The sequence below is a fragment of the Persicitalea jodogahamensis genome (genome assembly GCF_014651615.1).
In the GTDB taxonomy this organism is placed as follows: Bacteria; Bacteroidota; Bacteroidia; order Cytophagales; family Spirosomataceae; genus Persicitalea; species Persicitalea jodogahamensis.
Window position 1 is genome coordinate 914,156 of record NZ_BMXF01000002.1, and the last position, 25,497, is coordinate 939,652.

The following is a 25,497-nucleotide window of genomic DNA, read 5'->3' on the forward strand; positions in this document are numbered from 1 at the left end:
TTCGGTCACACGGCCCGGTTTGGCGTCCCGATTTGGCGGCTCAGGCTCCCAGCAGTTTTTTCAAGACATAACTACCCCCCATGACGCCCACAAAAAGCAGCGCCGAAACCGGGTTGTAAATCGTCAAAGCAATCAGGGAAACTACCGCGATCACCAGCGTAACCCAGGGCACCAGCGGGTAGCCCGGCGTGCGGAAGGGGCGTTCCAGACCGGGCTCTTTTCTTCGCAGAATAATGAAGGATACAAGCGAAAAGGAATACATCGTCAGCGCCCCGAAGGCCGAGAGAATGATGATTTCGGCGGTGGACTGCGTGAGCAGGGCCACCAATCCGATGCCCATGTTGAGCAATAGAGCGTTGGCGGGTGTCCGGTACTTCGCGTGAATTTTACCCAGCAGGGCCGGACCATTGCCCAGCCGGCAAAACTCGTAGGTAGATCGTCCGGCGGCCAGCAGCAGCCCGTGAAAGGAAGCCACCAGGCCAAAAATCCCGAAACCGATGATGACATTATACAGCGGGTGTTTCTCGGTGCCGACCTGCTGCAACGCCAGCGGCAGCGGCGAGTCGGAGGCGAGTCCGCTCTCGTCGAAAACTACCCCTTCCCAGCCCGACACACCTACCGCCGATACGAAAGTAAAAGCGCAAAGTACCACCAGCGTCGCCATGGCGAGCAGGAAGCCGCGCGTAAGATCGCGCTGCGGGTTGAGGCTTTCTTCGGCCACATTGGCCAGTCCCTCGATGCCCAGAAAAAACCAGATGGCAAAGGGAATAGCCGCGAAAACGCCGCCCCAGCCGTTGGGCAGAGCATTAGCCGTGAAGGCTTTCCTCGAAAAATTGGGTAAGGTGATGCTGGCAAAAAGTACCAGGCCCACCACGGCTACCACCGTCACCAGTAATTCAAAAGTAGCGGCAATGTTGGTGCCCAGTATATTGAGGACCGTAAACAAAATATACACCCCCACCGCAATTGCCAGCGGCGGCACCGACGGCACGAACAGCGCAACGTAGGCCCCGATGCCCGCGGCAATGGCCGGGGGAGCGAACAAAAACTCGATGTTTTGCGCCATACCCGCCAGAAATCCACCCCGCTCACCGATGGCCCGGCTGGCGTAGTCAAATGCCCCGCCCGCTTTCGGAATGGCGCAGGCCAGCTCCGCGTAACTCAGCGTGAAGCCCAGGTACATGGCGATGACCAGGCCCGTGGCGACGGCCATGCCCAGCGTGCCGCCTTCCTGCAAACCCAGATTCCATCCGAAGTACATCCCGGAAATGACATAGCCAACGCCGAGGCCCCAGAGCAGGGTAGGGGTGAGGGATTTTTTGAGTTCCATATTTTTAGAGGAGAAAGGGAGAAGGGAGGAAAGGAGGAGGGAGGCTTGCGCAAGCATTCCTTTTATCCTTCCTCCTTTCTTCCTCTCCTCCTCATTTCTTAAATAATAAAGCCTTAATCGGCTGAATACGCGTGATTACGTAAGTTGGGATCAGCAATACCAGCCCCACCAGCAACAAGGTCAGGAGATTGATGAGAAGTACCGTCCCCCAATCAAAAACAATCGGCACGGTATCCATAAAATAATTCACCTGGTCGAGGGGGATAATGTGGAACTGCCACTGCAGCCACGCCAGAAACAGCCCCGCAACATTGCCAATCAGCAAACCCCGCAGGACGATGTACACCCCGACCCGCACAAAAATGGCCCGGATCTGGCGATCAGGACTGCCCAGCGTTTTGAGCAGGCCAACCAGCGGCGTGCGTTCCATGATCATCACCAGCAAAATGGAAATCATGTTAAAACTGGCTACAAACAGAATCAGGGTCATGAACACCGCTGTGTTGCGATCCAACATTAACAGCCACTCGAAAACGGGCCGGAACGTTTCCGTGACTTTCTGCAGAAACATATCCGGGTCCATGTAGTTGAAAATCTTCTCCGCCGAGGCGTCGATCTGGGAGAAGTCTTTGAGGTAGATTTCGTACGTGCCCACCGTGTCTGGCCCCCAGTCGTTTAGTCGCTGGATCAGGGCCAAATCGCCGACGATCAACGTATTGTCGAATTCCTCCATGTCAGTCTCGTAGATGCCGACCACATTCAGCTTGCGGGCGCGGGGCGGGTCCTGCACGAAGTACATCAGCACGTCGTCGCCCGCTTTGAGGCGGAGTTGGTGGGCGATTTTCTGGCTTAGAATAATTTCCTGCGCGTAGCCGCTGTCGGGGTATTGAATCAGCCGGCCTTCGACCAGACTTTCCTCGAATAATTTCCAGTCGTAGTCCCGGCCGACGCCTTTCAGTACCACCCCTTTCAGTTCATCGGGTGTTTTAAGAATACCCGATTTGTGGGCCACGGCCTGCCAGTGCGCTACTTCGGGCATGGTGGAGAGGTCCTCCGAAAGCGTGGTTTTCAGCGGCATCGGGGCCTCTTCGTAGCTGTTATTAAGCGTCAGCGAATTGACCCGCAGGTGCGCCCCAAACAGGAAAACTTTCTCCTGGATCACTGCCTTAAAGCCGAAAAGTACCGCGAAGGCCAGGATCCCCACGGCGGTGCTCACGGCGATGCTCGCAATACCGATGCGGGTCACCGTGGCCGAGAAAGTACCCACGGCATTGTGGCGGATGCGGTCGGCGATGAAAGCGGGAAAGCGCAAGGCGGGCAGAGATTTTTGGGTTTATGTCGTAATTTGCAAATCTAACGAAAAACCGTTCCCATGAACCATGTTCTTTCGGTACTGCTGGCATTCATGCTAAGTACCTGTGGAAATACGCCACAAAATGATACCCCCGCATCAAGCGAAACAACCAGCCAGGAAATCAAAACGGATGATCTGAAACTGGGCATCGACCGCACAGGCGAATGGGTGCCGCTGCTCACGGGCAAGCGCGTCGGCCTGGTCGTGAACCATACGACGCTTTTCTCCAACGGAACGCATCTGGCCGACAGCCTGCTGGCGCTGGGCGTCAACATCCAGACCATTTTTGCACCCGAACACGGCTTCCGGGGCCAGGCCGATGCCGGGGCCACGATCAAGGACGGTAAAGACGCCCAAACCGGACTACCCATTGTGTCGCTCTACGGCAAAAACAAAAAGCCTTCGGCGGAGCAATTGAAGGACATCGATGTCGTGATTTTTGACATTCAGGATGTCGGCGTGCGCTACTATACCTACCCCAGCACGATGCACTACGTCATGGAGGCCTGCGCCGAAAACGGCAAGCCCTGCATAATTCTTGATCGTCCCAACCCCAACGGCGACTACGTAGACGGCCCGGTACTTGACCCAAAATTCAAATCCTTCGTGGGCATGAATCCGGTACCCGTTGTCCACGGCCTCACTTCCGCTGAACTGGCGCTGATGATTAACGGCGAAGGCTGGCTGGAAGGCAAAAAAAGTTGCGACCTGACCGTGGTGCCCTGCACAGGCTACAACCACCGCATGGTGTACGAACTACCTGTAAAACCCTCGCCTAACCTGCCCAATCTGCAATCCATTCGACTTTACCCATCCATTTGTCTTTTCGAGCCGACCATCGTGAGCGTCGGACGGGGCACCGACACCCAGTTTCAGGTGATCGGCGCGCCCAACAAAGTGTATGGTCCGTATGAGTTTACACCCGTGGACAAGCCCGGCGCACAAAATCCGCCCAACAAAGGAAAAGTTTGCTACGGCCTGGATTTACGGGATGTCGATACCCGGCAAGAGGGCTTTACGTTAAAATACGTCCTCGATTTTTATAACAAAACTCCTGACAAATCGAAGTTCTTCACCAGCGCCGATTTTTTCGACAAGCTCGCCGGCACGGACATGATTCGCAAGATGATGGTCGCCGGGAAGTCGGAAGCCGAAATCAGGGCGGCCTTTACGCCGGAGTTGGAAGAATTCAAGGAGAAGCGGGAGAAGTACTTATTGTACGAATAAAGGAGGAAGGGAAGGTTGATCCAGATCCCAAACAGTTTAAATTGAACGAACAAAGGTATAATGCTCCTAATCCACAAAAACCACGAGACTCTTTCCCAGGCCGTCGCCGAGCGCGTGGCAAAGGTAGTGCAGGACAAGCCCGACGCGGTGATTTGCCTTCCCTCCGGCAATACTCCGTTGAGGTTGTTCGAGATTTTGGTCAATCAGCACGAAATCGGGGAGATAGATTTTTCCCGCTGCACCTTCGTGCTGCTAGACGAGTGGCTGGACATGGATGGTCAGGACGAAGGAAGCTGTCGCTATTGGATTGATAAGGAACTGCTGAACCCGCTGGGCTTTCAGCCAGAGCAAATCATCGCCTTTGATGCCAAAAGTGGGGATTTGCCCGGCGAATGCGAGCGGGTCAATCAGAAAATCAAGGAATTGGGGGGCTTCGATCTGGTCGTGCTGGGCGTGGGCATGAACGGCCACCTTGCGCTTAATGAGCCCGGCACCCCCTTTGATTGCTATGCCCATGTAAGTGCCCTCGACCCCATGACGGCTGAAGTCGGGCAAAAGTACTTCACGAAACAAACCCCACTCACCGAAGGCATCACCCTCGGGCTCCGTCATTTTCTGGAAGCCAGAGAACTCATCGTCATGGCCAGCGGCGAAGCAAAGGCTCCCGTGATGAAGCGGGCCCTGGAAGGGGAGGTTTCGGAAGATTTTCCGGCCAGTCTGGTGCAGAAGGATGAGAAGATACTGGTGATGCTGGATGAGGCGGCAGCGGGGAATTGATAAAAAAACTCCCTAATTTCGGCGGCGAAAAATTAATGATAGAATGAGCAAAGAAAAAATCCACTTTATATCCATCGGCGGAAGCGTGATGCACAACCTGGCCCTCGAACTACTTCGTCAGGGCAACGAGATTACCGGGTCCGACGACGAAATCTACGAACCTTCCCGCAGCCGACTCGATCAGGCAGGGCTGTTGCCCGCTGCCATGGGCTGGTTTCCCGAAAAAATCACAGAAGATATCGATACCGTCATTCTGGGCATGCACGCCCGCAATGATAATCCCGAACTACGCCGGGCGCGGGAACTGGGACTGGATGTGTGTTCTTATCCAGAGTTCATAGCGGGCCAAAGTACCGACAAGCAGCGGGTGGTCGTTGCGGGTAGTCATGGCAAAACGACCATCACCTCCATGATCCTGCACGTACTGCAGCAAAGCAAACGCACCTTCAACTACCTGGTCGGTGCGCAGGTGGAAGGCTTCGATACCATGGTGCGCCTGGATGCCGACGCGCCGGTGATCGTCATCGAAGGAGATGAGTACTTTACTTCGCCCGAGGACCCCACGCCCAAGTTCCTGCACTACAACCCCCATTTGTTGCTGGTGAGTGGCATCGCCTGGGATCACTTCAACGTGTACCCAACCTGGGAATCGTACGTGAAGCAGTTTGAAATGCTGGCTGATTCCCTGCCCAAAGCGGGTGTCATCGCGTTTGACGAAACCGATAACATGCTCGACATTATCGGGCAAAAGGAACGTCCCGACGTGACCAAAATTCCTTACGAGGCCCACCCCCATAAATTCACGAACGGCCAGACCTTTCTGATTACCAAAACTCAGGGGAATATACCGCTGTACGTGTTTGGCGAACATAACATGAAGAATATCAGCGGTGCGCAGGCTGTCTGTGAGCGGCTGGGCATCACCGATGAGGAGTTTTATCGTGCCATCCAGACCTTCAAAGGGGCTGCCAAGCGGCTGGAATTGTTGGCCAAAGGCCCGACGACCAACGCCTACCGCGACTTTGCTCATGCGCCTTCCAAGGTGGAAGCCACTACCCTGGCCGTAAAGGAACAATTCCCAAAGCGCCGCCTTATTGCCTGCACCGAACTGCACACGTTCAGCAGCCTGAACAAGACGTTTCTGAACCAGTACCGACGCAAAATGGACGCCGCTGACGTAGCCGTAGTTTTCTATAGCCCCGAAACGGTCGAACACAAGCGGCTCGAACCTCTTTCGGAAGAAGATATCCGCACCGCCTTCAAGCGCAGCGATCTGAATATTTTTACCGACCCCACCGCTCTGCAAGATTTCCTGAAAGCCCAAAATTGGCAGAATACCAACTTGCTCATGATGAGTTCAGGCACTTTCGGCGGCCTTGATTTAAAAGAACTGGGGAAAGAGATAGTTTAGAAATGGATGAGTAGGATTGGGGTGAAAATGTGTCTTTATTCGTCAAGTGTTCAAGACAAGTGGCGTATGGCCATTGCCTTTTGACCCTGAATCATCAACCCATTATCCTTTCCTCCTCAAAATAATGCCGCCCGAAGCCCCCGTCATCCCCGCCGAAGTTCACGAATACGAACGCGAACCCGTACCCTCCTCCGCCTGGAAAGGCTGGAAAAGCTTCCTGGGAATGTATGCCGGAGAACACGCTGCCGGTACCGAATTTGTGATCGGCCCCCTTTTTCTGACGGCAGGCGTCAGCGCCTTCGATCTGTTGGTCGGGCTGTTTCTGGGCAACCTGCTGGCTGTCCTGAGCTGGCGGTACATCACCGCCGCAGTCGCAACGGACGTGCGATTGACGCTGTATTATCAGCTGGAAAAAATCTGCGGCAGGCGGCTGGTGACGGCCTACAATCTGGCCAATGGTATTCTGTTCTGTTTCCTGGCCGGGGCCATGATTACCGTGTCGGCCACGGCGGTGGGTATTCCGTTCGACATGGAAATGCCCAAACTGACCGACACCATGCCCAACGGTATTACCTGGATTGTGGTCGTGCTGGCAATCGGAGCCGTTATTTCAATTATTGCGGCGCGGGGCTACGATACCGTATCGAAATTTGCCAACATCGCCTCCCCCTGGATGGTGCTTATTTTCCTGGCTTGCGGCGTGGTCGCTTTGAAAGGATTGGGCGTAGCTTCTTTTGCTGATTTCTGGAATATTTTCGGGGAAGGACGCGAGCCGTTTCCCGGCCAGATCAAGTACACCTTCTGGCATGTGGTATTGTGGTCGTGGTTCTGCAATGCGGCCATGCACATCGGCATGTCTGACTTGTCGGTGTTTCGCTACGCGAAAAAAGCCAGTTCGGGCTGGACCACCGCGGCCGGCATGTACGTGGGGCATTACCTGGCCTGGATTTGTGCCTGCCTGCTTTACGCATTGTACATCCGGACGGGCGATGCCCAGGCTATGCTGGCGGCCGGACAAGCGCCGCCCGTAGCTCCCGGTCCGATGGCCTACCAGGCCGTTGGTATCGCCGGACTTATTTGTGTGGTTGTCGCAGGCTGGACCACGGCTAATCCCACCATCTACCGCGCCGGTCTGGCTTTCCAGGCCATTGCCCCAAAACTCTCGACGGCCCGGGTGACCATGATCGCGGGAGCGGTGGCAACCGTCGCCGGGCTATTTCCCGCCTTTGCCATGCAACTGCTCGACTTTGTGGCGGTCTATGGATTTATTCTGGCTCCCGTCGGTGCCATCATCGTTTTCGACCATTACTTTGCCGGATCAGCAGGCATTGTGCAGAACTACGCGGAAAAAGCAGGGATCAATTTCAACCTTGCGGTTCTGCTGGCATGGGGGATCAGCATGGCGATATTCTATTCCATCTCGGCCTTCGGTGGTGTGTTCCTTTCCTTTCTGACCCTACCTGCCTGGCTTTCCTGCGGGGCACTGTACCTTGTTTTTAGTAAATTTTTGCAGAAGAAAATATGAGCATTATCAAAGTTATCTCTTATCTGTGTCTGCTTGCAGTACTGCTCTCGCCCATCCTTTTCTTCGCTGATGTGTTGACGCAAAGCCAGATGAACATCGCCTTACTGGGCGCAACCGTAGTTTGGTTTGCGACGGCCTCTACCTGGATTAACAAAGAAGCGTAGAGCTGACACGCTGCCCGCGCAATGCGCTTTTCAGCGGCTCATTCACTAGTAAGCAGGGCCAGTATTATTCAAGGATCTTGACCATAAGTGCTTTGAGCTTTTGCTCGAAATCGCCGATGTCCTGGCCCGGCAGGTACTTATTGTACTGCAGGCTTATGAGGTAGTCATCATCAAGCCGGGTCAGCAGGTTTTTATCATTGGGCATATTACCGGAGTAGGCGGTCTGGGTTCCCAGACCTTTTATTTCTTTGAAAGCCTGGACCTGATCCTTGTACCCCATCATAGGCAGGCCGTTAGTCAGCGCCTCGTTGAGTCGATTGCTCAGCTTCTTGGGCGTTTTTTCTTTGTTTTTATTAAAATTTATACTTACCGTCAGTACCGACATGGCACCAGGACCGTCCTTTATTTCGTAGCGGCAGACCTTATGGTCGTCCTTGTCCCGATCCGGCTTAACCGTAATACTGCTTTCCGAAACACCCAGGCCAGCAGCCACAGTTTGGGTATCAAGAAAATCGCAGGGGGCTTTTCCCGTAAATTTGAATGGGGATTGCTGTGAATCCTCAAAAATTAAGGCTGTAGCAGTAGTTTCAGCCGGGGATTCCGTAGAGCTGGCTTGATTTCCGCCGCAGGCAACCAATACCAATAGGGTGAAAGCAAGGAGTGCAGGTTTTTTCATTGTTGGATTTAAGATTTTGAAATGCAGACATCGAATCTGCTAAATATAGAAGCTGGATTCCATACCTGCCCGACAGATTGTGCAGACTGCCGGTTTAAAATATCAAAAGGCCAATACCCGGAAGTGATTGGTATAGGTACCCTGGCTTCTCAGCCCTATATTTTTTCAGTGGTTGATCCGAACAATACCTCGGCCATCCGCGAAAACTCCGCCTGAACGGGAGCTGTAACTGTGATTTCTTCCGTGGTTTCGGGATGCGTAAACGTCAGTTGCTGCGCGTGCAGCAACATGGTGTTCATATCGAATTGTTCCAGAAAAAGCTTATTCTGCTTGTTGCAGCCATGCGGGCGGTCGCCGATGATGGGATGAAGAATGTGGGCCATGTGCTTGCGTAGCTGGTGCATCCGGCCCGTGGTAGGTGTGAGTTCGACTAACGAATACCTTGACGTGGCATGTTTGCCAAAGGGCAGCGGAATTTCTGTGCGATGCTCCGTTTTGAGGTGCGTGACAGCATCCTGAACTACGCCGGTATCAGGATGCTTCAGGGCGTAATCTATGGTTTGCTCATCAGGCGTATAGCCACGTACGATGGCAAGGTACTTTTTCTGGACATGTCCATCCATAAACTGCTGCTGCATAGCGGAGTTCATGGATTCCAGAAGAGCGAAGAGAAGTACTCCTCCCGTTTTACGATCGAGCCGATGTACCGGCCATACACGCTGCCCCAGCTGATCCCTTAGCCGCTGTACGGCGAACTCACTGGCGTCACGAGCCATCGGTGAGCGATGCACCAGCAGACCGTGCGGCTTATTGATGGCCACTAAGTCTCGCGATTGGTAAAGAATGGGGAGGGGTAATAAACAACTACTGTTGTTCATAAGACTGTAAAGAATGTCTCACTCATTTTTATGGACTCAGGCCGTCATCAACATCAATGAAGTGTGTTATTAAAGAAGGGATTCAAAATCGACGTGCTTGTAGAAAGTACTATGTCGGGCGGCACTTAGTTCGCCAAGGTCGTAAGTACCTTTAGCTATTTCCTCGGATAGCTTCTGAATGAGTTCTGATTTGATCGAAGGGACATCATTCTTGACAATATCGAAAACCATCTCATAATCGATACCGGTGTAGTTATGAGCAATTCGATTTCTCAAACCCCTGATCGCCTGAAAAGGAAGATCTGGTGATTGGTTTTTTAGTTCATCCGATAACCGACCAGCATACTCACCTACGTTGAGAAGCAGCAATAGACTGGCATTGAATCTGACTTGATCGCCATCGTTGAAGAAAGTATCGGCATCGGAAAATCCCTCTGCGTACAACTCAATCTTGCCGAGCGATTCGAGTATGACCAGCAGTGGTAGTAAATCCTGAGACTTATCGCGTGACATATTTCAGGTCTTGCTGCGCCCGATAGAGGATGATCGGATCGGCGAATTTCTCAGGCACCAAGTCCACCTCAGTCTCGAGTAAGTCCTGCAACTTCGTCCTGAGTCGTTCACGCAATCTGTAATCCATCTGCTTTTCAAGCAGAATGTCAATATCACGGTAGCTTTCTCCCCGCGCAAACGACCCAAACAGCCCTAGGCGTTGAATATCAAACTCTTCGAAGATGTTTTCCTGCCGCAACAAATTCTCTAACTCTTGAACAGTCATAGCATTATGCTTTCTTTGGGTGGTTGGTGAAGGCATACTCAATCTTCAAATATAGCTTTTCAGGCTAACTATTCAAGACGCCAAGGAAAGCTCAATATTCTCAATTCAGCAGATCAAAGACCTATTCATGCTCTCCATGTTCCCCAAACTGCAGTGGACTCTTCATAATCCCCCGTTCGGAGGTGCGGATAAAGTTCACAATCTCGTCGCGCTCATCGGAAGGGGGTAGTTCGAGTTCGATCTGATTGAGGGCGTCGGAGTTATTAAGGCCCTTCATATAGATGTACCGGTAAACGGTTTGAATCTCGGCGATTTGCTGATTGGTGTAGCCGCGGCGGCGCAAACCTACCGAATTGATACCCGCGTAGGAAATAGGTTCCCGGGCGGCTTTGGTAAAGGGCGGCACATCCTTACGCACCAGAGATCCTCCGGATACGAAGGCGTGTGAGCCGATCTTGACAAACTGGTGAACTGCACTGATCGCGCTCACAATGGCCCAGTCGCCAACGTGGACGTGCCCGGCCATCTGTACGTTATTGCCAATAATACAGCTGTTGCCGATAATGCAATCGTGGGCGATGTGGGCGTACGCCATGATCAGGCAGTCGCTGCCAACCTCGGTTTTCCAATGTTCCTCGGTCCCTCGGCTGATGGTGGCGTATTCGCGGATGGTCGTATTGTCGCCCACATAGGTAAGCGTGTACTCATTGTTGTACTTCAAATCCTGCGGAATGGCCGAAACGACCGCGCCGGGGTAGATACGGCAATTTTTGCCGATGCGCGCGCCTTCGTTGATGACCGCGTGCGACGCCACCCAGGTGCCTTCACCAATCTCCACGTCCTTGTGGATCATGGCGAACGGCTCGACGACCACATTACGGGCGATTTTGGATTCGGAGTGAATGTAGGCTAGGGGTTGTATCATTTTTTCTTGACCAGGCTGGCGATCATATCGGCTTCGCAGACCAGTTGTCCGCTCACATAGCCGCGTCCGCTCATTTTGACGATGCCCCGCTTCATGGGGGAGGTGAATTCACATTTGAAGATTACGGTGTCGCCAGGCACAACGTTGCGCCGGAAGCGACAATTGTCAATTCCGATCAGATAAGGCCAGTAGTTTTCCGGATCGGGTACCGTACTGAGGACAAGGATCCCGCCTGTCTGCGCCATCGCTTCCAGTTGCATTACGCCCGGCATGACCGGATTGCCCGGAAAGTGACCGAGGAAAAACTGCTCGTTCATCGTTACATTCTTGGTGCCGACCACGCTCATCTCGTCCAGCGCAATGATCTTATCGATCATCTGGAACGGATAACGGTGGGGGAGCAGGTTGGCGATTTGGTTAATGTCCAGAATCGGCGCCTTCTTCGGGTCGTACTGCGGGATGCCGTCCTTGGCGGCTTTCATCAATTTCTTGATTTTCTTGGCCAAAGCTACATTGGCAGCATGACCAGGCCGGGCAGCCAGAATCTGGGCTTTGAGGGGACGCCCCACCAAGGCCAGGTCGCCCACCAGGTCCAATAGTTTGTGCCGGGCCATTTCGTTGGGGAAATGAAGATCGACATTATTCAGAATTCCCTTCGACTCGTCGACACTTACCTTGGGCTTGTCAAGTAGTTTGGCGAGCTGATCAAGTTCACCGTCCTGCACCTTGCGGTCCACTATGACAATGGCATTGGTCAGGTCGCCACCTTTGATCAGGTTTTGGTTATAAAGAGCTTCCAACTCGTGCAAAAAGCAGAACGTCCGGCAAGGGGCGATTTCTGCCTTGAAAAGCGTCATGTCGTTCAGCGAAGCGTGCTGACTGTTGATGACCTTGGAATTGTAGTCCACCATCACCGTAAGGCGGTAATCGGTGAGTGGCATGGCTGCCATCTCAATGTCTTTATCGGCGTTGACGTAGTGGACGTATTCGGGTACTTCGAAGTAATTGCGGTATGCATTCTGTTCTTCGATACCAGCGTCTTCGAGGGCATTGATAAACTTGATGGCACTGCCGTCCATAATGGGCGGCTCAGGGCCGTCGAGCTGGATGAGAACGTTGTCGATTTGCAGACCGACCAGTGCGGCCAGCGTGTGCTCTACGGTATTGATGCGGGCGCCATTCTGCTCGATGGTGGTGCCGCGCGACAGGTCTACGACATTGTCTACATCAGCGTCCACAATGGGCTGACCGGGTAGGTCCACGCGTTGAAATTTGTAGCCATGGTTGGCCGGGGCAGGCAGGAAAGTCATCGTGGCCGACACGCCCGTGTGCAGTCCGACGCCGGAAACCGACGCCGCTTTTTTTATGGTCTGTTGTTTTTCGTTCATTTTAGCTGGGAAGAAGCTATAGGCTGTAAGCGGTAGGCTTTCTCTGTGAAATATTAGGTTAAGAACTAGTCAGCCCGGTCTGTTTTTCCGGCTCCTGCCTTTTCTTTTTCCAAATACTGAATTCGTTTTTCTATTTCGGGAAATTTCCGCACCAACGCCTGGGCGCGCAGGTGTGCACTCAGTTCGTAGGCAGGCGAGCCACTCAGTGCGAGTCCCTCTTTCTTAATGTTTTTACCCACACCCGCCTGTGCTCCCACTTTGGTGCCGTTGGCCAGGGTAAGGTGTCCGGCGATGCCTACCTGACCGGCTATAACGCACTTCTCTCCGATCTTGGTGGAGCCTGAGATGCCCGATTGCGCGGCAATAACCGTGTTTTTACCTACTTCAACATTATGCGCAATCTGCACCAGATTGTCAATTTTCACACCCGAGCGGATAATTGTCGAACCCATTGTGGCGCAATCGATGGTGGTGTTTGAGCCGATGCTCACGTGGTCCTCGATGACGACATTACCAAGCTGAGGAATGGTTTTATAAGTGCCGTCGGGTTGGGGAGCGAAGCCGAAACCGTCGCTGCCGATGACGGTATTGGCGAAAATGACGCAGTGCCTGCCGATGACCGTGTTGTCGTATATGCGTACGCCGGGATGGATTACCGTGTCGTCGCCAATGGTGACGTTATCGCCAATGTAAGCGTGGGGGTAAATTTTGACACGCTCACCGATTGAGCATTTTTTGCCGACATAAGAAAAAGCCCCCCGGTATCCATCCTCGCCGACAGAGCTTCCCTCACCGAGGTGAGCAGGCTGCTCGACGCCGCGTTTGATTTGCTGGGTAAACCTCTGGTACTCCTCTAACAGGCGTGTAAACCCTGAATAGGCGTTTTCAACGTAAATAAGAGCAGTCGAAACTTCTTTTTTCGGCTCAAAATCATGATTGACCAATACGGCCGAAGATTCGGTCTCGTAGAGGTATGATTCGTATTTGGGATTGGCAAGAAACGAAATACAACCGGGCTTGCCCTCTTCAATTTTGGCGGCCGAACGAATGAGAGCGGTGTTGTCTCCTACCACTTTTCCGTTCAATAATTGAGCAATCTGCCCGACAGTAAACTCCATAGAAAATCAAAACGACTTGGACTAGCACCGCTGCGAAGAAGCTTCATTACCAAGGCCACAGGTGCTAAGCGACTATGTCCCAAATCCGTGCAGTGCGACTACGGGCGCAAAGATACAGTTTTAGCCCAACTTACGTAATACTTGCGGACAATCTTGCTAAGGGCGTGGATGGTCGGCAATTCGGAAGCCTCCGTAATGTCCAGTACGCGACCATCTTTCATTTTGATGCGAATCTGATCTTCACCCGTCACATATGCCGAGTTGGTAGTTTTGCCTTCCACCAAAAAATACGACAGCTGTTCCTCGGTTAAGCCCTGCGCCCGCAGGTCTTCGCGCAAAGTAACCAGCAGTTCCTCAGTCGGCGGGGCATCCAATAGTTGAATCTTGAAAAGACGCCGGTCGAGCAACCTTTGACAGAGCCGGGAAAGTACCGGATCACTTTCCTGCGCCCAGGCTTTTATGGCGCCCCACATGTCGTAGTCGTCCAGTCGGACAAAAGTTTGCAGTAGTTCGGGACGCTCCCGGAAGTCGGCCAGGGTGGAGCGGTAGCGTAGGAAAAAGCCCAGATTGGGCGAGGCGTACAAATCTGCCCCCTGCTCGGTGAGGTCGCGGGCGCGACGGATGGCCTGACTGAGCATCGCTTCGGCGCAGAGAGAAGTTTTGTGCAAATAAACTTGCCAATACATGAGACGACGGGCGTTGAGGAAGTTTTCGATGCTCAGCAGGCCCTTTTCCTCTACTACCAGTTCATCCTTATATACATCCAGCATTTTAATGAGCCGGCTTGCGCCGATTGTCCCTTCGGCTACGCCCGTGTAGAAGCAGTCACGGTTGAGGTAATCCATCCGATCCATATCCAATTGACTGGAAATGAGCTGATGGAAAAGAGGCCTTGGGTACGTCCCCTCGAACATTTGAATCGCCAGATCGAGGCGACCGTCGAACTGGCGATTCAGATCCTTCATGAGCAGCAGTGACAGTTCTTCGTGCGGAATGCCCGTCATGAGCGTCTTTTCGAGTACGTGCGAGAACGGCCCGTGCCCAATATCATGTAGTAGTATGGCCACTTGCGCCGCCTCACACTCAGCGTCCCAAATCAGGTGGCCCTTGTCCTGCAGCGTTTTTAACGCCAGGCCCATCAGGTGCATGGCGCCCAGCGCGTGGTGGAAGCGGGTGTGCAGCGCGCCAGGATACACCAGATCTGCCATGCCCAATTGCCGAATGCGACGCAGCCTTTGGAAATAGGGATGCTCTACCAGATCGAAAAGTAGTTCCGACGGAATGGTGATGAAACCATATACGGGATCGTTAAGGATTTTTCTTTTATTCAAAAGTATCGTGCAAAAATCGAGTAGGTACTTGGTTGATTAACAGATAGAACACATTGTAAAAGTAGGCTTAATCGCTATTTGCGAGTTGCAGCAGCACTTCGCCTGACAAATGGAATGGTATTACAAATAAACAACTAAACGCCTAAACAATTGAAGAAACCACTTGGCGAATAGAAACGCAACCCTTATTTTTGCGCTCCAAACTCGTAAAGAGTCGGGCCTATAGCTCAGTTGGTTAGAGCACCTGACTCATAATCAGGTGGTCCCAGGTTCGAGCCCTGGTGGGCCCACGTTTTGAAAACTCCCGGCATTGAGTCGGGAGTTTTTTTTTGATAAAGTACCCTCACTACTCCAAGAGCCCGGAGAAAAGCGCCCCGTTCGTTTTCTGGCAAGCCCACATTTCTGGAAATCCCTGGCAAACGCCAGGGATTTTTTGTCCTCTCTTTTCCGGGGTCCCAATCTTGTGGAGCTGCTCCTGCTTCAGAAGTGAATATTGATTTTCTGCTATTTACTGGCATCCACTAAATGGATACTCCTGGAATGGTTGGGCCTGCCTGACCGAAGGAAAATCGGCAAAATCAGGATTTTAACCCGATTTTAATCTGCTTTTAACTTGTGATTAAGGAGCCGGGTGATACTTGCGCCGTATTTTTTAAATCCTACTATGCTTCGGGCAGAAAGCCGGACTTTTTCAACTCTTCTAAAAAGTTTAAGCACAACAACCAAAATCAATCATGAAAAGAACACTCTTATTCGTAACCCTGTGCACCTTGTTTTTCCAAACAGGCTGCGAAACCAAAGGAGAAGAAAAGAAGGAAGAAAAAACAGAGTTTCTGGTGACCAGCCCAGTCATTAAAGACACCCTGGTTACCAAAGAGTACGTCTGTCAGATCCACGCCATCAGCCATATTGAGTTGCGGGCGCAGGAACGGGGCTACCTACAGAAAATATTTGTGGACGAAGGGCAGCACGTCAAGCAGGGCCAGATGATGTTTCAGATCATGCCCATGCTCTACCAGGCCGAGCAGCAGAAAGCCAAAGCCGAGGCCAACTTCGCCGAAATTGAGTACAGGAACACCAAGTCTTTGGCCGACAGTAACATCGTCTCGAAGAATGAATTGGCAATGGCGATGGCCAAACTGCAGAAGGCCAACGCCGAACTGTCCCTGGCGAATGTTCACCTGGGCTTCACCGAAATCCGGGCCCCTTTCAACGGAATCATGGATCACTTCCAGGTGCGGTTGGGTAGTTTGGTCGATGAGGGTGACCTGCTAACTACCCTCTCGGACAACAGCAAGATGTGGGTGTATTTCAACGTACCCGAGGCGGAGTACCTGGACTATAAGTCGGATGACAGCCAGGACAACATGAAGCAGGTAAATCTGATGATGGCCAACAACAAGAAGTTTCCTTACGTAGGCAAGGTGGAGACCGTGGAGGCCGATTTCAACAACGAAACGGGCAACATCGCCTTCCGGGCCACCTTCCCCAATCCGAAGGGCCTGCTGCGACATGGCGAAACGGGTAATGTGTTGGTAACGGTACCCTACAAAAATGCCCTGCTCATTCCTCAGAAAGCCACCTTCGAGGTACTTGAGAAAAAATACGTGTACGTATTGGACAAAGACAACAAGATCAAGTCGCGGGAAATCACCATTTCCGCCGAGTTGCCGCACATTTTTGTGGTGCAGTCGGGCCTGAATAGAGACGATAAGATCCTGTTGGAAGGTTTGCGTCTGGTGCGGGAAAACGAAAAGATCCATCCCAAGTTCGTGCAGCCAGCCAAAATGCTGTCTCAGCTGGATTTGTACGCAGAATAATCAGACACAACCTTAAAGAGCAAAAAATATGTTCAGTTCATTCATTCGCCGGCCCGTATTCGCGATTGTGATATCGGTTATGATCGTCTTCGTGGGCGGCCTGGCGATCAGAAGTTTACCAATCTCCCAATTCCCGGATATTGCCCCCACTACGGTCAATATTTTTATTGCCTACCCCGGTGCCAGTGCCGACGTGCTCGTTAAGTCCACGCTGATTACTCTGGAACAGGCCATCAACGGCGTTCAGGATATGCGCTATATCGCCACGGACGCCACCAGCGCCGGTGAAGCTACTCTCAGGATAATTTTTGAACCCGGCACTGACCCCAATGATGCGGTAATCCGGGTAAAGACCCGGGTGGACCAGGTCATGCCGCTACTGCCCGAACTGGTGCAGCGCGAGGGAGTAATCATTACGCCCATTCAGCCCAGTATGTTGATGTACGTCAACCTGTATTCCAAGGATAAAAGCATCGACGAAAAATTCCTGTTCAACTACGCTACCGTAAAGATGATCCCCGAAATCCAGCGGACCAGGGGCATTGCACGGGCCCAAATTCTGGGTAGCCGGCGGTATGCCATGCGGGTTTGGCTCAATCCCGACCGCATGCGGGCTTACAACATCTCGGTAGAAGAAGTGATGGATGCCATAGGAGAGCAGAGCATCATTGGCCGACCGGGCCGGATTGGGCAGAGCTCCGGTATTGCCGCCCAGTCGCTGGAATATGTACTTACCTACAAAGGTCGCTATAACAAACCCGAAGAATACGAAGATATCATTGTCCGGGCCAATCACGAAGGAGAAAGCATCCACCTGAGGGACATAGCCCACGTTGAGCTGGGTAGTGAATTCTTCGATATCTATTCCAACCTGGACGGTAAGGCTTCGGCGGCCATCGTGCTTCGGCAAAACTACGGGAGTAACGCCAGTGACGTTATTGATGAAGTGAAAGAAAAGCTGGAAGTGATGAAAGCCTCCTTTCCTCCGGGCGTGGATTACAAAATCAGCTACGACGTTTCGACCTTCCTCGACGCTTCCATCGAACAGGTAATCCACACGCTGCGGGACGCCTTTATCCTGGTGGCCCTGGTAGTTTTCGTATTCCTGGGCGACTGGCGTTCTACGCTGATTCCTATCCTGGCGGTGCCGGTATCACTCATCGGGGCGTTTTTCGTCATCCAGTTCTTCGGCCTGTCCATCAACCTGATTACGCTGTTTGCTCTGGTGCTGGCAATCGGTATTGTGGTGGATGACGCGATCGTGGTGGTGGAAGCCGTGCACGCCAAGATGGAGGAAAAACCCAATATATCACCTTACAGAGCCGTCAAAGAAGTACTTGGTGAGATCAGCGGAGCTATCATCGCGATCACAGCCGTAATGGTTTCGGTGTTCCTGCCCATCTCGTTTATGTCGGGGCCGGTGGGTACTTTCTACCGTCAGTTCTCCATTACCATGGCGAGTTCGATTGTGATTTCGGCCCTGATTGCCCTCACGCTGACGCCAGTGTTGTGCGCCATGTTGCTGAAAAACCATCACGGACATGAGCGGAAGAAAAATCTGCTGACCAAAGCACTCGACAGCTTCAACCGCGGATTCGATAAAATGACCGGATGGTACGTGGGCTTGTTGAAAATGATCGTCAGCCGCCGGGTCGTAACTTTTGCGATCCTATTGGCCTTCTGCGCCGGGATATTCTACGAAAACCAGATTCTGCCCGCCGGATTTATTCCGAACGAAGACCAAAGTACCATCTATGCTATTATCCAGACTCCTCCGGGTTCGACGCTGGAAAAAACCAATCAGGTTTCTCAGAAGCTTCAGAAGATCTGCGAAGAAATCAAAGGGGTAGAATCAGTGTCGTCCCTGGCGGGTTACGAGATTATGACCGAGGGACGTGGTTCCAACGCGGGTACCTGTCTGATCAACCTGAAGCCCTGGTCGGAGCGTGATCAGAATGTGAAGGAAATCATGGAAGAGTTGGAAGAGGAGACCAGAAACCTTGGGGCGGTCGTTGAATTTTTCGAACCACCCGCAATTCCGGGCTTTGGTACTTCGGGTGGTTTTTCCATGCGCCTGCTGGATAAAAACACGGATACCGACTACCACGAGTTCGACCGAATCAACCAGCAGTTCATGGATAACCTGAAAGCACGTCCGGAACTGGCGGGTATGTTCACCTTCTTCGCTGCCAACTACCCGCAGTACGAACTGGAATTTGACAATAATCTGGCCATGCAGAAAGGCGTATCGATCGGAAAAGCGATGGATAACCTCAACATCATGATCGGTAGTACCTACGAGCAGGGCTTCATCAAGTTCAACCAGTTCTTCAAAGTCTATGTGCAGTCCGATCCGAGTTTCCGGAAATTGCCTTCCGACATCCTGAATCTGTTTGTTAAAAATGATGAGGGAGAAATGGTGCCTTACTCGTCGTTCATGCGGCTCAAAAAAGGACAGGGCCCCAACGAGATCACCCGCTTCAACCTCTATAACTCCGCCGCCATTCAGGGACAACCCGCCAAGGGCTACACCACGGCGGATGCCATTGCCGCCATCCGCGAAGTGGCCGCCACGACCCTGCCCAAAGGGTACGACATCGCCTTCGAAGGTCTTTCCTACGATGAGTCGATCCGGGGTAATGAATCGCTGTATGTATTCCTGATCGTATTGGTGTTCGTGTACTTCGTGTTAGCCGCTCAGTACGAAAGTTTTATCATTCCTTTGGCGGTAGTATTCTCCCTGCCGGTTGGGGTGTTCGGCTCTTTTCTAATGCTCAAACTCATGGGGCTGGAGAATAACATTTACGCCCAGATCGGCCTGATCATGCTGATTGGTCTGTTGGGTAAGAATGCCGTACTGATCGTAGAGTTTGCCGTACAAAAGCGACAACAGGGTGCCACGATTCTGGAAGCTGCCATTGAAGGCGCCAAAGTTCGTTTCCGCCCTATCCTGATGACTTCATTCGCCTTTGTGGCTGGTTTGATTCCGCTGATTATCGCCACGGGCGCAGGTGCGATTGGCAACCGTACTATCGGGGCTTCGGCCCTGGGAGGTATGCTATTCGGTACCATTTTCGGTGTGATCATTATCCCGGGACTGTACTTCATATTTGCCCATTTGGCCGATGGCCGGAAGATGATTAAAGGAGAGGATGAAGAGCCGTTGTCCGAAAACTGGGCTCACCAGGTAGATGCCTTCCCTATTACTGAAATAAGCACCAATCATGAATAAACAACTCATCAATACATGCCTGATTGCAGCAGGTATAGTTCTCTTTGTCTCGGCCTGCAAAACACCTGCTCTGGTCACCAGAGAGGCTAATAAAGAGGTTCCGGCAAGCTTTTACGGATCGCTGGATTCTACCAACTCAGGGCAGGTTAGCTGGCGGAACTATTTCACCGACCCCTACCTGACTGCTCTGATCGACACGGCGCTCGGCAATAACCAGGAGCTGAACATCGCTTTGCAGGAAATCGCCATTTCCCAGAATGAAGTGCTGGCAAGAGCCGGGGAATACCGGCCCTTTGTGGGGCTGCGCGGCGGGGCGGGCGTCGAGAAGGCGGCACGCTACACCCACCCGGGTTCTACCGAAGCCACTACCGATATCAAGCCGGGGCGGGAAACCCCCGATCCACTGCCTGACTTTGTGGTGAACCTGTATGCCCGCTGGGAGGTCGACATCTGGCATAAATTGCGCAACGCCAGGAAAGCCGCCGCGATCCGTTATTTGTCTTCCCAGGAAGGCCGGAATTTCACGACTACCAACATCGTCGCCGAAATCGCCACTTCTTATTACGAATTGTTGTCGCTCGATACGCAACTGGCCATTTTGCAAAACAATATCGAGATCCAAAACAACGCTCTGAAAATTGTGCGGATGCAGAAAGATGCCGCCAAGGTGACCGAGCTAGCCGTTCAGCGATTCCAGGCGCAGGTACTAAATACCCAAAGCCTGCAATATGGTATTCAGCAGCGTATTACGGAAACGGAAAACGAAATCAACTTCCTGCTGGGACGCTACCCGCAACACGTCGCCCGCAGCAGCGATAATTTCGAGACACTGGTACCCGAGGCAGTCTATGCAGGACTACCTACGCAACTGTTGTCGAACCGCCCCGACATCCGGCAGGCCGAGCTGGAACTCACTGCCGCCAAGATCGACGTGGAAGTGGCGCGGGCTAACTTCTATCCCTCGCTTGGGCTGAATGCCGAACTGGGTATCCGGGCTTTCAATCCCGTGTACCTTGCCAAACTACCCGAATCGCTGCTGGCCTCTCTGGTGGGCGACCTGGCGGGGCCTCTGGTTAACAAGAACGCCATCAAAGCTACCTATTACAGCGCCAACGCCCGACAGATTCAGGCGATTTACAGTTACGAGCGTTCGGTTTTAAATGCCTACATCGAGGTGGTTAACCAGCTTTCAAATATTGGTAACCTACAAAATACATACGACCTGAAGTACCAGGAAGTGCAGGCGCTCAACCAGTCGATTACGATCTCGAACAACCTGTTTCGCTCGGCCCGCGCCGACTACATGGAAGTGCTACTCACCCAACGGGATGCGCTTGAATCGCGCTTCGACCTGATTGAAACAAAAATGCAGCAGATGAATGCCACCGTAAATGTGTACCGGGCACTGGGCGGGGGCTGGAATTGAGGTAATTAGTAAAGGTTTTATTTAATATAAATCCCCCGGCGCGGAAGCGTCGGGGGATATTCTATATAGGAGAGTTCTGGACCAAATCAGAATTTTAATACCTTGACGAAAAATAGTATATTTGGTAAAACAAGAAGAAAGCCAATGAGAACATCGATTGATACTCAGAAAGTACCCCAAACCATAGAAGAATTTATGATTTGGGAGCCCAATGATGGATATAAATACGAGTGGAACGACGGCGAAGTCATTAGATTTGAAAGTATGAAACAAAGGCACCTTCTGATTCTTAGGATGCTCAGCAGGTTATTCGCCCGTACGGATGCTTACCAGCAAGGCGGGGAGTTGATCTATGAACAGGATGTATGGTTAACGGGCATTCAAATGCGTCGTCCCGATCTGGCTTATTTCAGCGGCGAGCAGATCGACAACAGTCTTTCGTCGGAGGAAGAGATTATTCCTGCTTTTGCCATCGAAATCGTTTCACCTACCGACGACGCCATCAAAGTCGAAGATAAACTAGTCGAATACTTCAAGTGCGGTGTACAGGTAGTTTGGCACGTTTATCCTGAAAATAAGGTAGTGTATGTTTACACTTCCCGCAAGAATGTTAAAATCTGCACGGAGGATGACCTTTGCTCTGCTCAGCCTGTTTTACCGGATTTTGAAATCAGCGTGAACGATCTCTTCGCCGGGCCGCAGGCTTAGTAACTCTCCTCATTATTCGGCTGGGTATAAATCAATTAAAGGAGTTTTATTATTTAAAAATAAGGAAGCCTTACTTATTTCTCCACCTTTTCCAACTCCGCCTGCTTGTCCTGTGTAAGATCGATTTGGCCGAAACTACCGGAATTGGGTAGAACCATATGGAAGGCCGAGGTGTAATCGATGGATAGGGTAGCCTGTTCGATGGTGCTGGCCAACACGTGTCCACCCCGTTTACGATCTTCGGTAATGAAATGCATGTGATAGCCGGGCACATTTAAGCCCTTCATGAATGGAGGTGTCCGGAAGCCCATTAAAGTGCCCCGAACGTTCTGAAACTCAAATGTTGGTTGTGTTTTTACAATTTCTATCATGGGTTGATAAGGCTTGGATTGACGGGGTACACTGCGTGCTTTCACGTACTCGAATTCTCCGGTTATCTTGATAGCATAGAAGATATTCTCGGTTGAGATCAGGCTGTCAATTAAGACAAAAAGCTCTTCAAAACTGAGTGGGCCGCTGAGTGACAATACCGTGTCGGCTTCAAAGTATGTAACAGCCGCAAAGGGCGTGCGGGTGGAGTCGGGTACGGGATAGACATTTCCATCGGAGCGAATCTTGAATACTTCCCCATCCAGTTGGATCATCTCTCCGTCGAGACCATTGAATGTTCCGATGCCGAAATCTCCCTGCTTTCGGACATCGCCGTAAGTCACTTCGCCATCGAAGTCGCCGGCAAGCAGCGCATCGATCGTCGAAACCTGATAAAGTACCTCTTCCTGGGAGGGAGCGTTTTGGGGAGAAGTGCAGGCCGTCATAAAGCAGATAATTCCGAAAAGGTAGCTTTGGACAGACCGATTTTTCATAACAGGAAGGGTACCTTTTTAATAAAAAATTGAGAGCACTACCGCAGGTACTTTTTTAACCCACATTTCTTCAGCGACTTTATTCCCTTCACTACCATCTTTGCGTTGAGTTCGGCGCCGGCAAGGGCTGTGTGTGTGTCATCAAGAGCAGTAAAGTATTGCTGTTTGACCTGCGTGGGGGTACTTTGGTCATATTGCGCGGCCACCAGCTCATAAAGATCAATGAAAAAGGCCCCCTTACTCTTCGCTACGGTCTGTGCCCACTGCGGGTAGCTATCGTCGGGACGCACAATCCGATCCTGCTCCCACTGATTGCGGGGGATGGGTGAACACACGATGGGAATGGCACCTTTAGCCTTGGCCTCGTCGATGTACTTGCGTAAGTACCAACCATAGGAATGTACGATCTCATGTTTTTTGGTGATGAGATTATCGATCTCCTCGGTTTCTTCGCCAATGCCCCGGATGGTGCCCCTGGCCCGGAGGGTGTCGTTTACCGGACTCGAATCGTTGTGCCCAAACTGGATGAGCAGGAAATCGCCTGGGTGCAACTCAGAAAGTACGGTCTCCCAGCGACCTTCGCTGACGAAAGTACGGCTCGACCTTCCGCCGATGGCGTGATTATGAATTTTCATACGGGTGGTGTCAAAGTGTTTGTCCAACACACTGCCCCAACCCCATTGTCCGTTCTGACCAGTCCCGGAGCCGGTTTTGACGGTAGAATCGCCAATCAGATACAGGCGGGCGGGCTCAGGACGAAGCAGAGTCGTCGTGGCAAGGGTAGTAAGAAGCAAAAGCAGTTTCAATGGCATTGGAACGTAAGGGTTGTTACTTTTTTATAAGCCTTCTGGGTACTTTTCTACTCAAAATTTTTGTCCGGCAATTTTTTTCAAAACCCGGTTAAACTTTGCATTGCGTTTTCCATCCGAACAGCCGTCAGAATTTCGTTAAGTAATCCAAAAGGTTGACTATGGCCTGGACCGCTACCTATACCCGACCCCTCGCTTCGGCGGATCTTGCCCACCTGCTGCGGCGGGCTTCTTTCGGGCCATCTCCCGCGCAATTAAAGGCGAACAAGGGACGAACAGCTACCGAAATTTTCGACTTATTGGCGAAGGCCCCGGCTCCGCCATTACCCACCGATTCGGATGGCAAAACCTTTCACGATCTGGGCTGGGGCGCACCCGAGACTGAACAGCAAAAGCGCAATCAGCTCGATAATCAACGACGGGCGCAAGTCAAAAAATGGTGGTTGGGGTTGATGCTGGACCCTTCGCGCGGCTTTGCTGAAAAACTCACGTTGTTCTGGCAAAACCATTTTGTGATCGAGTCCGATACGATACAGGACGTGCGCTTTCTGCACCGCTATCTGGAAACCATCCGTCGGAATGCGCTGGGTAACTTCCGGACGTTCGTGATCGACATCACTAAGGATCCGGCGATGCTCCGCTACCTCAATGGCACCGAAAATACCAAGGAGAAACCCAACGAAAACTACGGGCGCGAGCTGATGGAGCTTTTCACGCTGGGCCGCGGCTATTACACCGAGTCCGATGTGGTGGAAGCCGCCCGGGTACTGACGGGCTGGCAAGCAATAAACTACCGGAATGCCTTTACCGAAGTGATTTCGTCGCGCTTCAATCCTAATCTTCACGATCAGGAGAAAAAGGTTTTTTCAGAGAATTTCCAGGATACAACCATCGAAGGCCGCTCCGGCGACCAAGGCGGAGCATTGGAGCTGGGCGAGTTGGTGGATATGCTATTCACCCACCCCGAGTCGGCCCGCTTCCTCGTCCGTAAGCTCTACCGCTGGTATTTTACGGGTGAAATCAGCGATGAAGTCGAGAAGAATTTCATCGAACCCATGGCCGTCAGTTTTCGGAAAGATCGCGAAATCAAGCCGCTCATCCGCCGGATGCTTACCAGCGACCACTTCTTCGACCCGGCGCTGCGCGGCGGCCAACTCCGCTCGCCGCTCGATTTTATCATGGGTAGTTTCATCGCTTTGGAAAATCCGGCACCCTCCCATGAGAAAGAACGGGGCAAGTACGATGCCCTCACCAACAACCTGCTGAATCGTACCCGTCTTATGGAAATGGAGGTACTTGAGCAGCCGACGGTTTTCGGCTGGCGGCCGTATTATGATACAGGATATTACAAAATCTGGATCAGTGGCACCACATTGGGTCTGCGGGGCGACCTTACGGACGTTTTGGTAAAAGGGGCCCGTCAATTCGGTGTGCAAGTGGATACTTTGAGCTGGGTTACTTCCTTTGGTAGCAATCCCGGTGACCCGATGGTACTTGTCCGCGAAATGTGGGGGCTACTCATGGCCGTGGAACCCACACAGGCCCAACTCGACAACCTGGTCGACGACGCTCTGCTGGACGGAATTCCGCGCTACGAGTGGACCGAAATTTGGAATAAATACAAGGACAAAGGCCTGGAAGACGATGCCCGCAATCGCCTCAATCCGTTTGTGACATACATGCTTCGCCTGGCTGAATATCAGCTTAATTAATGGAAAACGGATAAGGGATAATTGACAATGTGTTGATCAAGAACC

Annotated in this window: 22 protein-coding genes and 1 tRNA gene; 11 read left to right on the plus strand and 12 right to left on the minus strand. The window is 52.1% G+C overall.

The genetic code is table 11. The annotated features are described in order from the left end of the window. Positions 1 to 40: 40 nt before the first annotated feature. Both eat and IE117_RS14050 read right to left on the minus strand, forming a co-directional pair. Positions 41 to 1,330, minus strand: coding sequence for an ethanolamine permease (gene eat / locus IE117_RS14045; protein WP_189565059.1), 1,290 nt, complete (start codon positions 1,328 to 1,330; stop codon positions 41 to 43). 91 nt (positions 1,331 to 1,421) lie between these two features. Then, the gene (locus IE117_RS14050) at positions 1,422 to 2,642 is read right to left on the minus strand and encodes an ABC transporter permease (protein ID WP_189565060.1); all 1,221 of its coding nucleotides are present in this window, start codon (positions 2,640 to 2,642) and stop codon (positions 1,422 to 1,424) included. 60 nt (positions 2,643 to 2,702) lie between these two features. On the opposite strand from IE117_RS14050, the gene IE117_RS14055 reads away from it, so the two are divergent. The 5 genes from IE117_RS14055 (at position 2,703) to IE117_RS14075 (ending at position 7,788) form a co-directional block, all read left to right on the plus strand. After that, a complete protein-coding gene (locus IE117_RS14055; RefSeq protein ID WP_189565061.1) occupies positions 2,703 to 3,911 on the plus strand; it encodes an exo-beta-N-acetylmuramidase NamZ family protein in 1,209 nt (402 codons plus the stop codon). 60 nt (positions 3,912 to 3,971) lie between these two features. Then, on the plus strand, positions 3,972 to 4,688 hold the full coding sequence (locus tag IE117_RS14060; protein WP_189565062.1) for a 6-phosphogluconolactonase: 717 nt from the start codon (positions 3,972 to 3,974) through the stop codon (positions 4,686 to 4,688). A 43-nt stretch (positions 4,689 to 4,731) separates the two neighbouring features. Then, entirely contained in the window at positions 4,732 to 6,099 is a 1,368-nt protein-coding gene (locus IE117_RS14065) for a UDP-N-acetylmuramate--L-alanine ligase (protein WP_189565063.1), read from the plus strand. Between the two features lie 124 nt (positions 6,100 to 6,223). Beyond that, on the plus strand, positions 6,224 to 7,624 hold the full coding sequence (locus IE117_RS14070) for a purine-cytosine permease family protein (protein ID WP_189565064.1): 1,401 nt from the start codon (positions 6,224 to 6,226) through the stop codon (positions 7,622 to 7,624). Then, positions 7,621 to 7,788 carry a hypothetical protein gene (locus tag IE117_RS14075; RefSeq protein WP_189565065.1) on the plus strand — a complete coding sequence of 56 codons (168 nt, stop codon included), beginning with the start codon at positions 7,621 to 7,623 and terminating at the stop codon, positions 7,786 to 7,788. The genes IE117_RS14070 and IE117_RS14075 overlap by 4 nt, the downstream gene beginning before the upstream one ends. Positions 7,789 to 7,852: 64 nt before the next feature. On the opposite strand, the gene IE117_RS14080 is transcribed toward IE117_RS14075, so the two are convergent. From IE117_RS14080 to IE117_RS14115, 8 genes are all read right to left on the minus strand, one after another. Beyond that, positions 7,853 to 8,464, minus strand: a complete 612-nt coding sequence (locus IE117_RS14080) for a DUF3558 domain-containing protein (protein WP_189565066.1) — start codon at positions 8,462 to 8,464, stop codon at positions 7,853 to 7,855. 155 nt (positions 8,465 to 8,619) lie between these two features. Continuing rightward, positions 8,620 to 9,342, minus strand: a complete 723-nt coding sequence (locus IE117_RS14085; RefSeq protein ID WP_189565067.1) for a pseudouridine synthase — start codon at positions 9,340 to 9,342, stop codon at positions 8,620 to 8,622. 69 nt (positions 9,343 to 9,411) lie between these two features. Next, positions 9,412 to 9,855, minus strand: a complete 444-nt coding sequence (locus tag IE117_RS14090) for a HepT-like ribonuclease domain-containing protein (RefSeq protein WP_189565068.1) — start codon at positions 9,853 to 9,855, stop codon at positions 9,412 to 9,414. Then, positions 9,842 to 10,120, minus strand: coding sequence for a nucleotidyltransferase family protein (locus IE117_RS14095; protein WP_229580877.1), 279 nt, complete (start codon positions 10,118 to 10,120; stop codon positions 9,842 to 9,844). Before IE117_RS14095 ends, IE117_RS14090 begins: the two co-directional genes overlap by 14 nt. Before the next feature lie 121 nt (positions 10,121 to 10,241). Then, on the minus strand, positions 10,242 to 11,045 hold the full coding sequence (gene lpxA / locus IE117_RS14100; RefSeq protein WP_189565070.1) for an acyl-ACP--UDP-N-acetylglucosamine O-acyltransferase: 804 nt from the start codon (positions 11,043 to 11,045) through the stop codon (positions 10,242 to 10,244). Then, positions 11,042 to 12,433, minus strand: coding sequence for a bifunctional UDP-3-O-[3-hydroxymyristoyl] N-acetylglucosamine deacetylase/3-hydroxyacyl-ACP dehydratase (locus IE117_RS14105; RefSeq protein WP_189565071.1), 1,392 nt, complete (start codon positions 12,431 to 12,433; stop codon positions 11,042 to 11,044). The genes lpxA and IE117_RS14105 overlap by 4 nt, the downstream gene beginning before the upstream one ends. A gap of 65 nt (positions 12,434 to 12,498) precedes the next feature. Next, on the minus strand, positions 12,499 to 13,551 hold the full coding sequence (gene lpxD / locus IE117_RS14110; RefSeq protein WP_189565072.1) for a UDP-3-O-(3-hydroxymyristoyl)glucosamine N-acyltransferase: 1,053 nt from the start codon (positions 13,549 to 13,551) through the stop codon (positions 12,499 to 12,501). 98 nt (positions 13,552 to 13,649) lie between these two features. After that, on the minus strand, positions 13,650 to 14,882 hold the full coding sequence (locus IE117_RS14115; RefSeq protein WP_189565073.1) for an HD domain-containing protein: 1,233 nt from the start codon (positions 14,880 to 14,882) through the stop codon (positions 13,650 to 13,652). Positions 14,883 to 15,098: 216 nt separating this feature from the next. Between IE117_RS14115 and IE117_RS14120 the strand changes: the two genes are divergently transcribed. The 5 genes from IE117_RS14120 (at position 15,099) to IE117_RS14140 (ending at position 22,068) form a co-directional block, all read left to right on the plus strand. Further along, positions 15,099 to 15,172, plus strand: a tRNA-Ile gene (locus tag IE117_RS14120). Between the two features lie 444 nt (positions 15,173 to 15,616). Beyond that, entirely contained in the window at positions 15,617 to 16,702 is a 1,086-nt protein-coding gene (locus IE117_RS14125; protein ID WP_189565074.1) for an efflux RND transporter periplasmic adaptor subunit, read from the plus strand. A 28-nt stretch (positions 16,703 to 16,730) separates the two neighbouring features. After that, entirely contained in the window at positions 16,731 to 19,934 is a 3,204-nt protein-coding gene (locus IE117_RS14130; protein ID WP_189565075.1) for an efflux RND transporter permease subunit, read from the plus strand. After that, positions 19,927 to 21,360, plus strand: a complete 1,434-nt coding sequence (locus IE117_RS14135; protein WP_189565076.1) for a TolC family protein — start codon at positions 19,927 to 19,929, stop codon at positions 21,358 to 21,360. The genes IE117_RS14130 and IE117_RS14135 overlap by 8 nt, the downstream gene beginning before the upstream one ends. A gap of 144 nt (positions 21,361 to 21,504) precedes the next feature. Further along, the gene (locus IE117_RS14140; protein WP_189565077.1) at positions 21,505 to 22,068 is read left to right on the plus strand and encodes a Uma2 family endonuclease; all 564 of its coding nucleotides are present in this window, start codon (positions 21,505 to 21,507) and stop codon (positions 22,066 to 22,068) included. A gap of 74 nt (positions 22,069 to 22,142) precedes the next feature. Here the strand turns inward: IE117_RS14140 and budA are convergent, their stop codons facing one another. Together budA and IE117_RS14150 are read right to left on the minus strand one after the other, a co-directional pair. Beyond that, entirely contained in the window at positions 22,143 to 22,931 is a 789-nt protein-coding gene (gene budA / locus IE117_RS14145) for an acetolactate decarboxylase (protein WP_189565078.1), read from the minus strand. A gap of 38 nt (positions 22,932 to 22,969) precedes the next feature. Further along, entirely contained in the window at positions 22,970 to 23,743 is a 774-nt protein-coding gene (locus IE117_RS14150) for a rhamnogalacturonan acetylesterase (protein ID WP_189565079.1), read from the minus strand. A gap of 158 nt (positions 23,744 to 23,901) precedes the next feature. On the opposite strand from IE117_RS14150, the gene IE117_RS14155 reads away from it, so the two are divergent. After that, positions 23,902 to 25,452 carry a DUF1800 domain-containing protein gene (locus IE117_RS14155; protein WP_189565080.1) on the plus strand — a complete coding sequence of 517 codons (1,551 nt, stop codon included), beginning with the start codon at positions 23,902 to 23,904 and terminating at the stop codon, positions 25,450 to 25,452. The last annotated feature ends 45 nt before the right edge of the window (positions 25,453 to 25,497 follow it).

Coding starts and splice junctions, on each gene's coding strand:
- eat (WP_189565059.1), bottom strand. CDS start 1,330: ATGGAACTCAAAAAATCCCTCACCCCTACCCTGCTCTGGGGCCTCGGC.
- IE117_RS14055 (WP_189565061.1), top strand. CDS start 2,703: ATGAACCATGTTCTTTCGGTACTGCTGGCATTCATGCTAAGTACCTGT.
- IE117_RS14060 (WP_189565062.1), top strand. CDS start 3,972: ATGCTCCTAATCCACAAAAACCACGAGACTCTTTCCCAGGCCGTCGCC.
- IE117_RS14065 (WP_189565063.1), top strand. CDS start 4,732: ATGAGCAAAGAAAAAATCCACTTTATATCCATCGGCGGAAGCGTGATG.
- IE117_RS14070 (WP_189565064.1), top strand. CDS start 6,224: ATGCCGCCCGAAGCCCCCGTCATCCCCGCCGAAGTTCACGAATACGAA.
- IE117_RS14075 (WP_189565065.1), top strand. CDS start 7,621: ATGAGCATTATCAAAGTTATCTCTTATCTGTGTCTGCTTGCAGTACTG.
- IE117_RS14080 (WP_189565066.1), bottom strand. CDS start 8,464: ATGAAAAAACCTGCACTCCTTGCTTTCACCCTATTGGTATTGGTTGCC.
- IE117_RS14085 (WP_189565067.1), bottom strand. CDS start 9,342: ATGAACAACAGTAGTTGTTTATTACCCCTCCCCATTCTTTACCAATCG.
- IE117_RS14090 (WP_189565068.1), bottom strand. CDS start 9,855: ATGTCACGCGATAAGTCTCAGGATTTACTACCACTGCTGGTCATACTC.
- IE117_RS14095 (WP_229580877.1), bottom strand. CDS start 10,120: ATGACTGTTCAAGAGTTAGAGAATTTGTTGCGGCAGGAAAACATCTTC.
- lpxA (WP_189565070.1), bottom strand. CDS start 11,045: ATGATACAACCCCTAGCCTACATTCACTCCGAATCCAAAATCGCCCGT.
- IE117_RS14105 (WP_189565071.1), bottom strand. CDS start 12,433: ATGAACGAAAAACAACAGACCATAAAAAAAGCGGCGTCGGTTTCCGGC.
- lpxD (WP_189565072.1), bottom strand. CDS start 13,551: ATGGAGTTTACTGTCGGGCAGATTGCTCAATTATTGAACGGAAAAGTG.
- IE117_RS14125 (WP_189565074.1), top strand. CDS start 15,617: ATGAAAAGAACACTCTTATTCGTAACCCTGTGCACCTTGTTTTTCCAA.
- IE117_RS14130 (WP_189565075.1), top strand. CDS start 16,731: ATGTTCAGTTCATTCATTCGCCGGCCCGTATTCGCGATTGTGATATCG.
- IE117_RS14135 (WP_189565076.1), top strand. CDS start 19,927: ATGAATAAACAACTCATCAATACATGCCTGATTGCAGCAGGTATAGTT.
- IE117_RS14140 (WP_189565077.1), top strand. CDS start 21,505: ATGAGAACATCGATTGATACTCAGAAAGTACCCCAAACCATAGAAGAA.
- budA (WP_189565078.1), bottom strand. CDS start 22,931: ATGAAAAATCGGTCTGTCCAAAGCTACCTTTTCGGAATTATCTGCTTT.
- IE117_RS14150 (WP_189565079.1), bottom strand. CDS start 23,743: ATGCCATTGAAACTGCTTTTGCTTCTTACTACCCTTGCCACGACGACT.
- IE117_RS14155 (WP_189565080.1), top strand. CDS start 23,902: ATGGCCTGGACCGCTACCTATACCCGACCCCTCGCTTCGGCGGATCTT.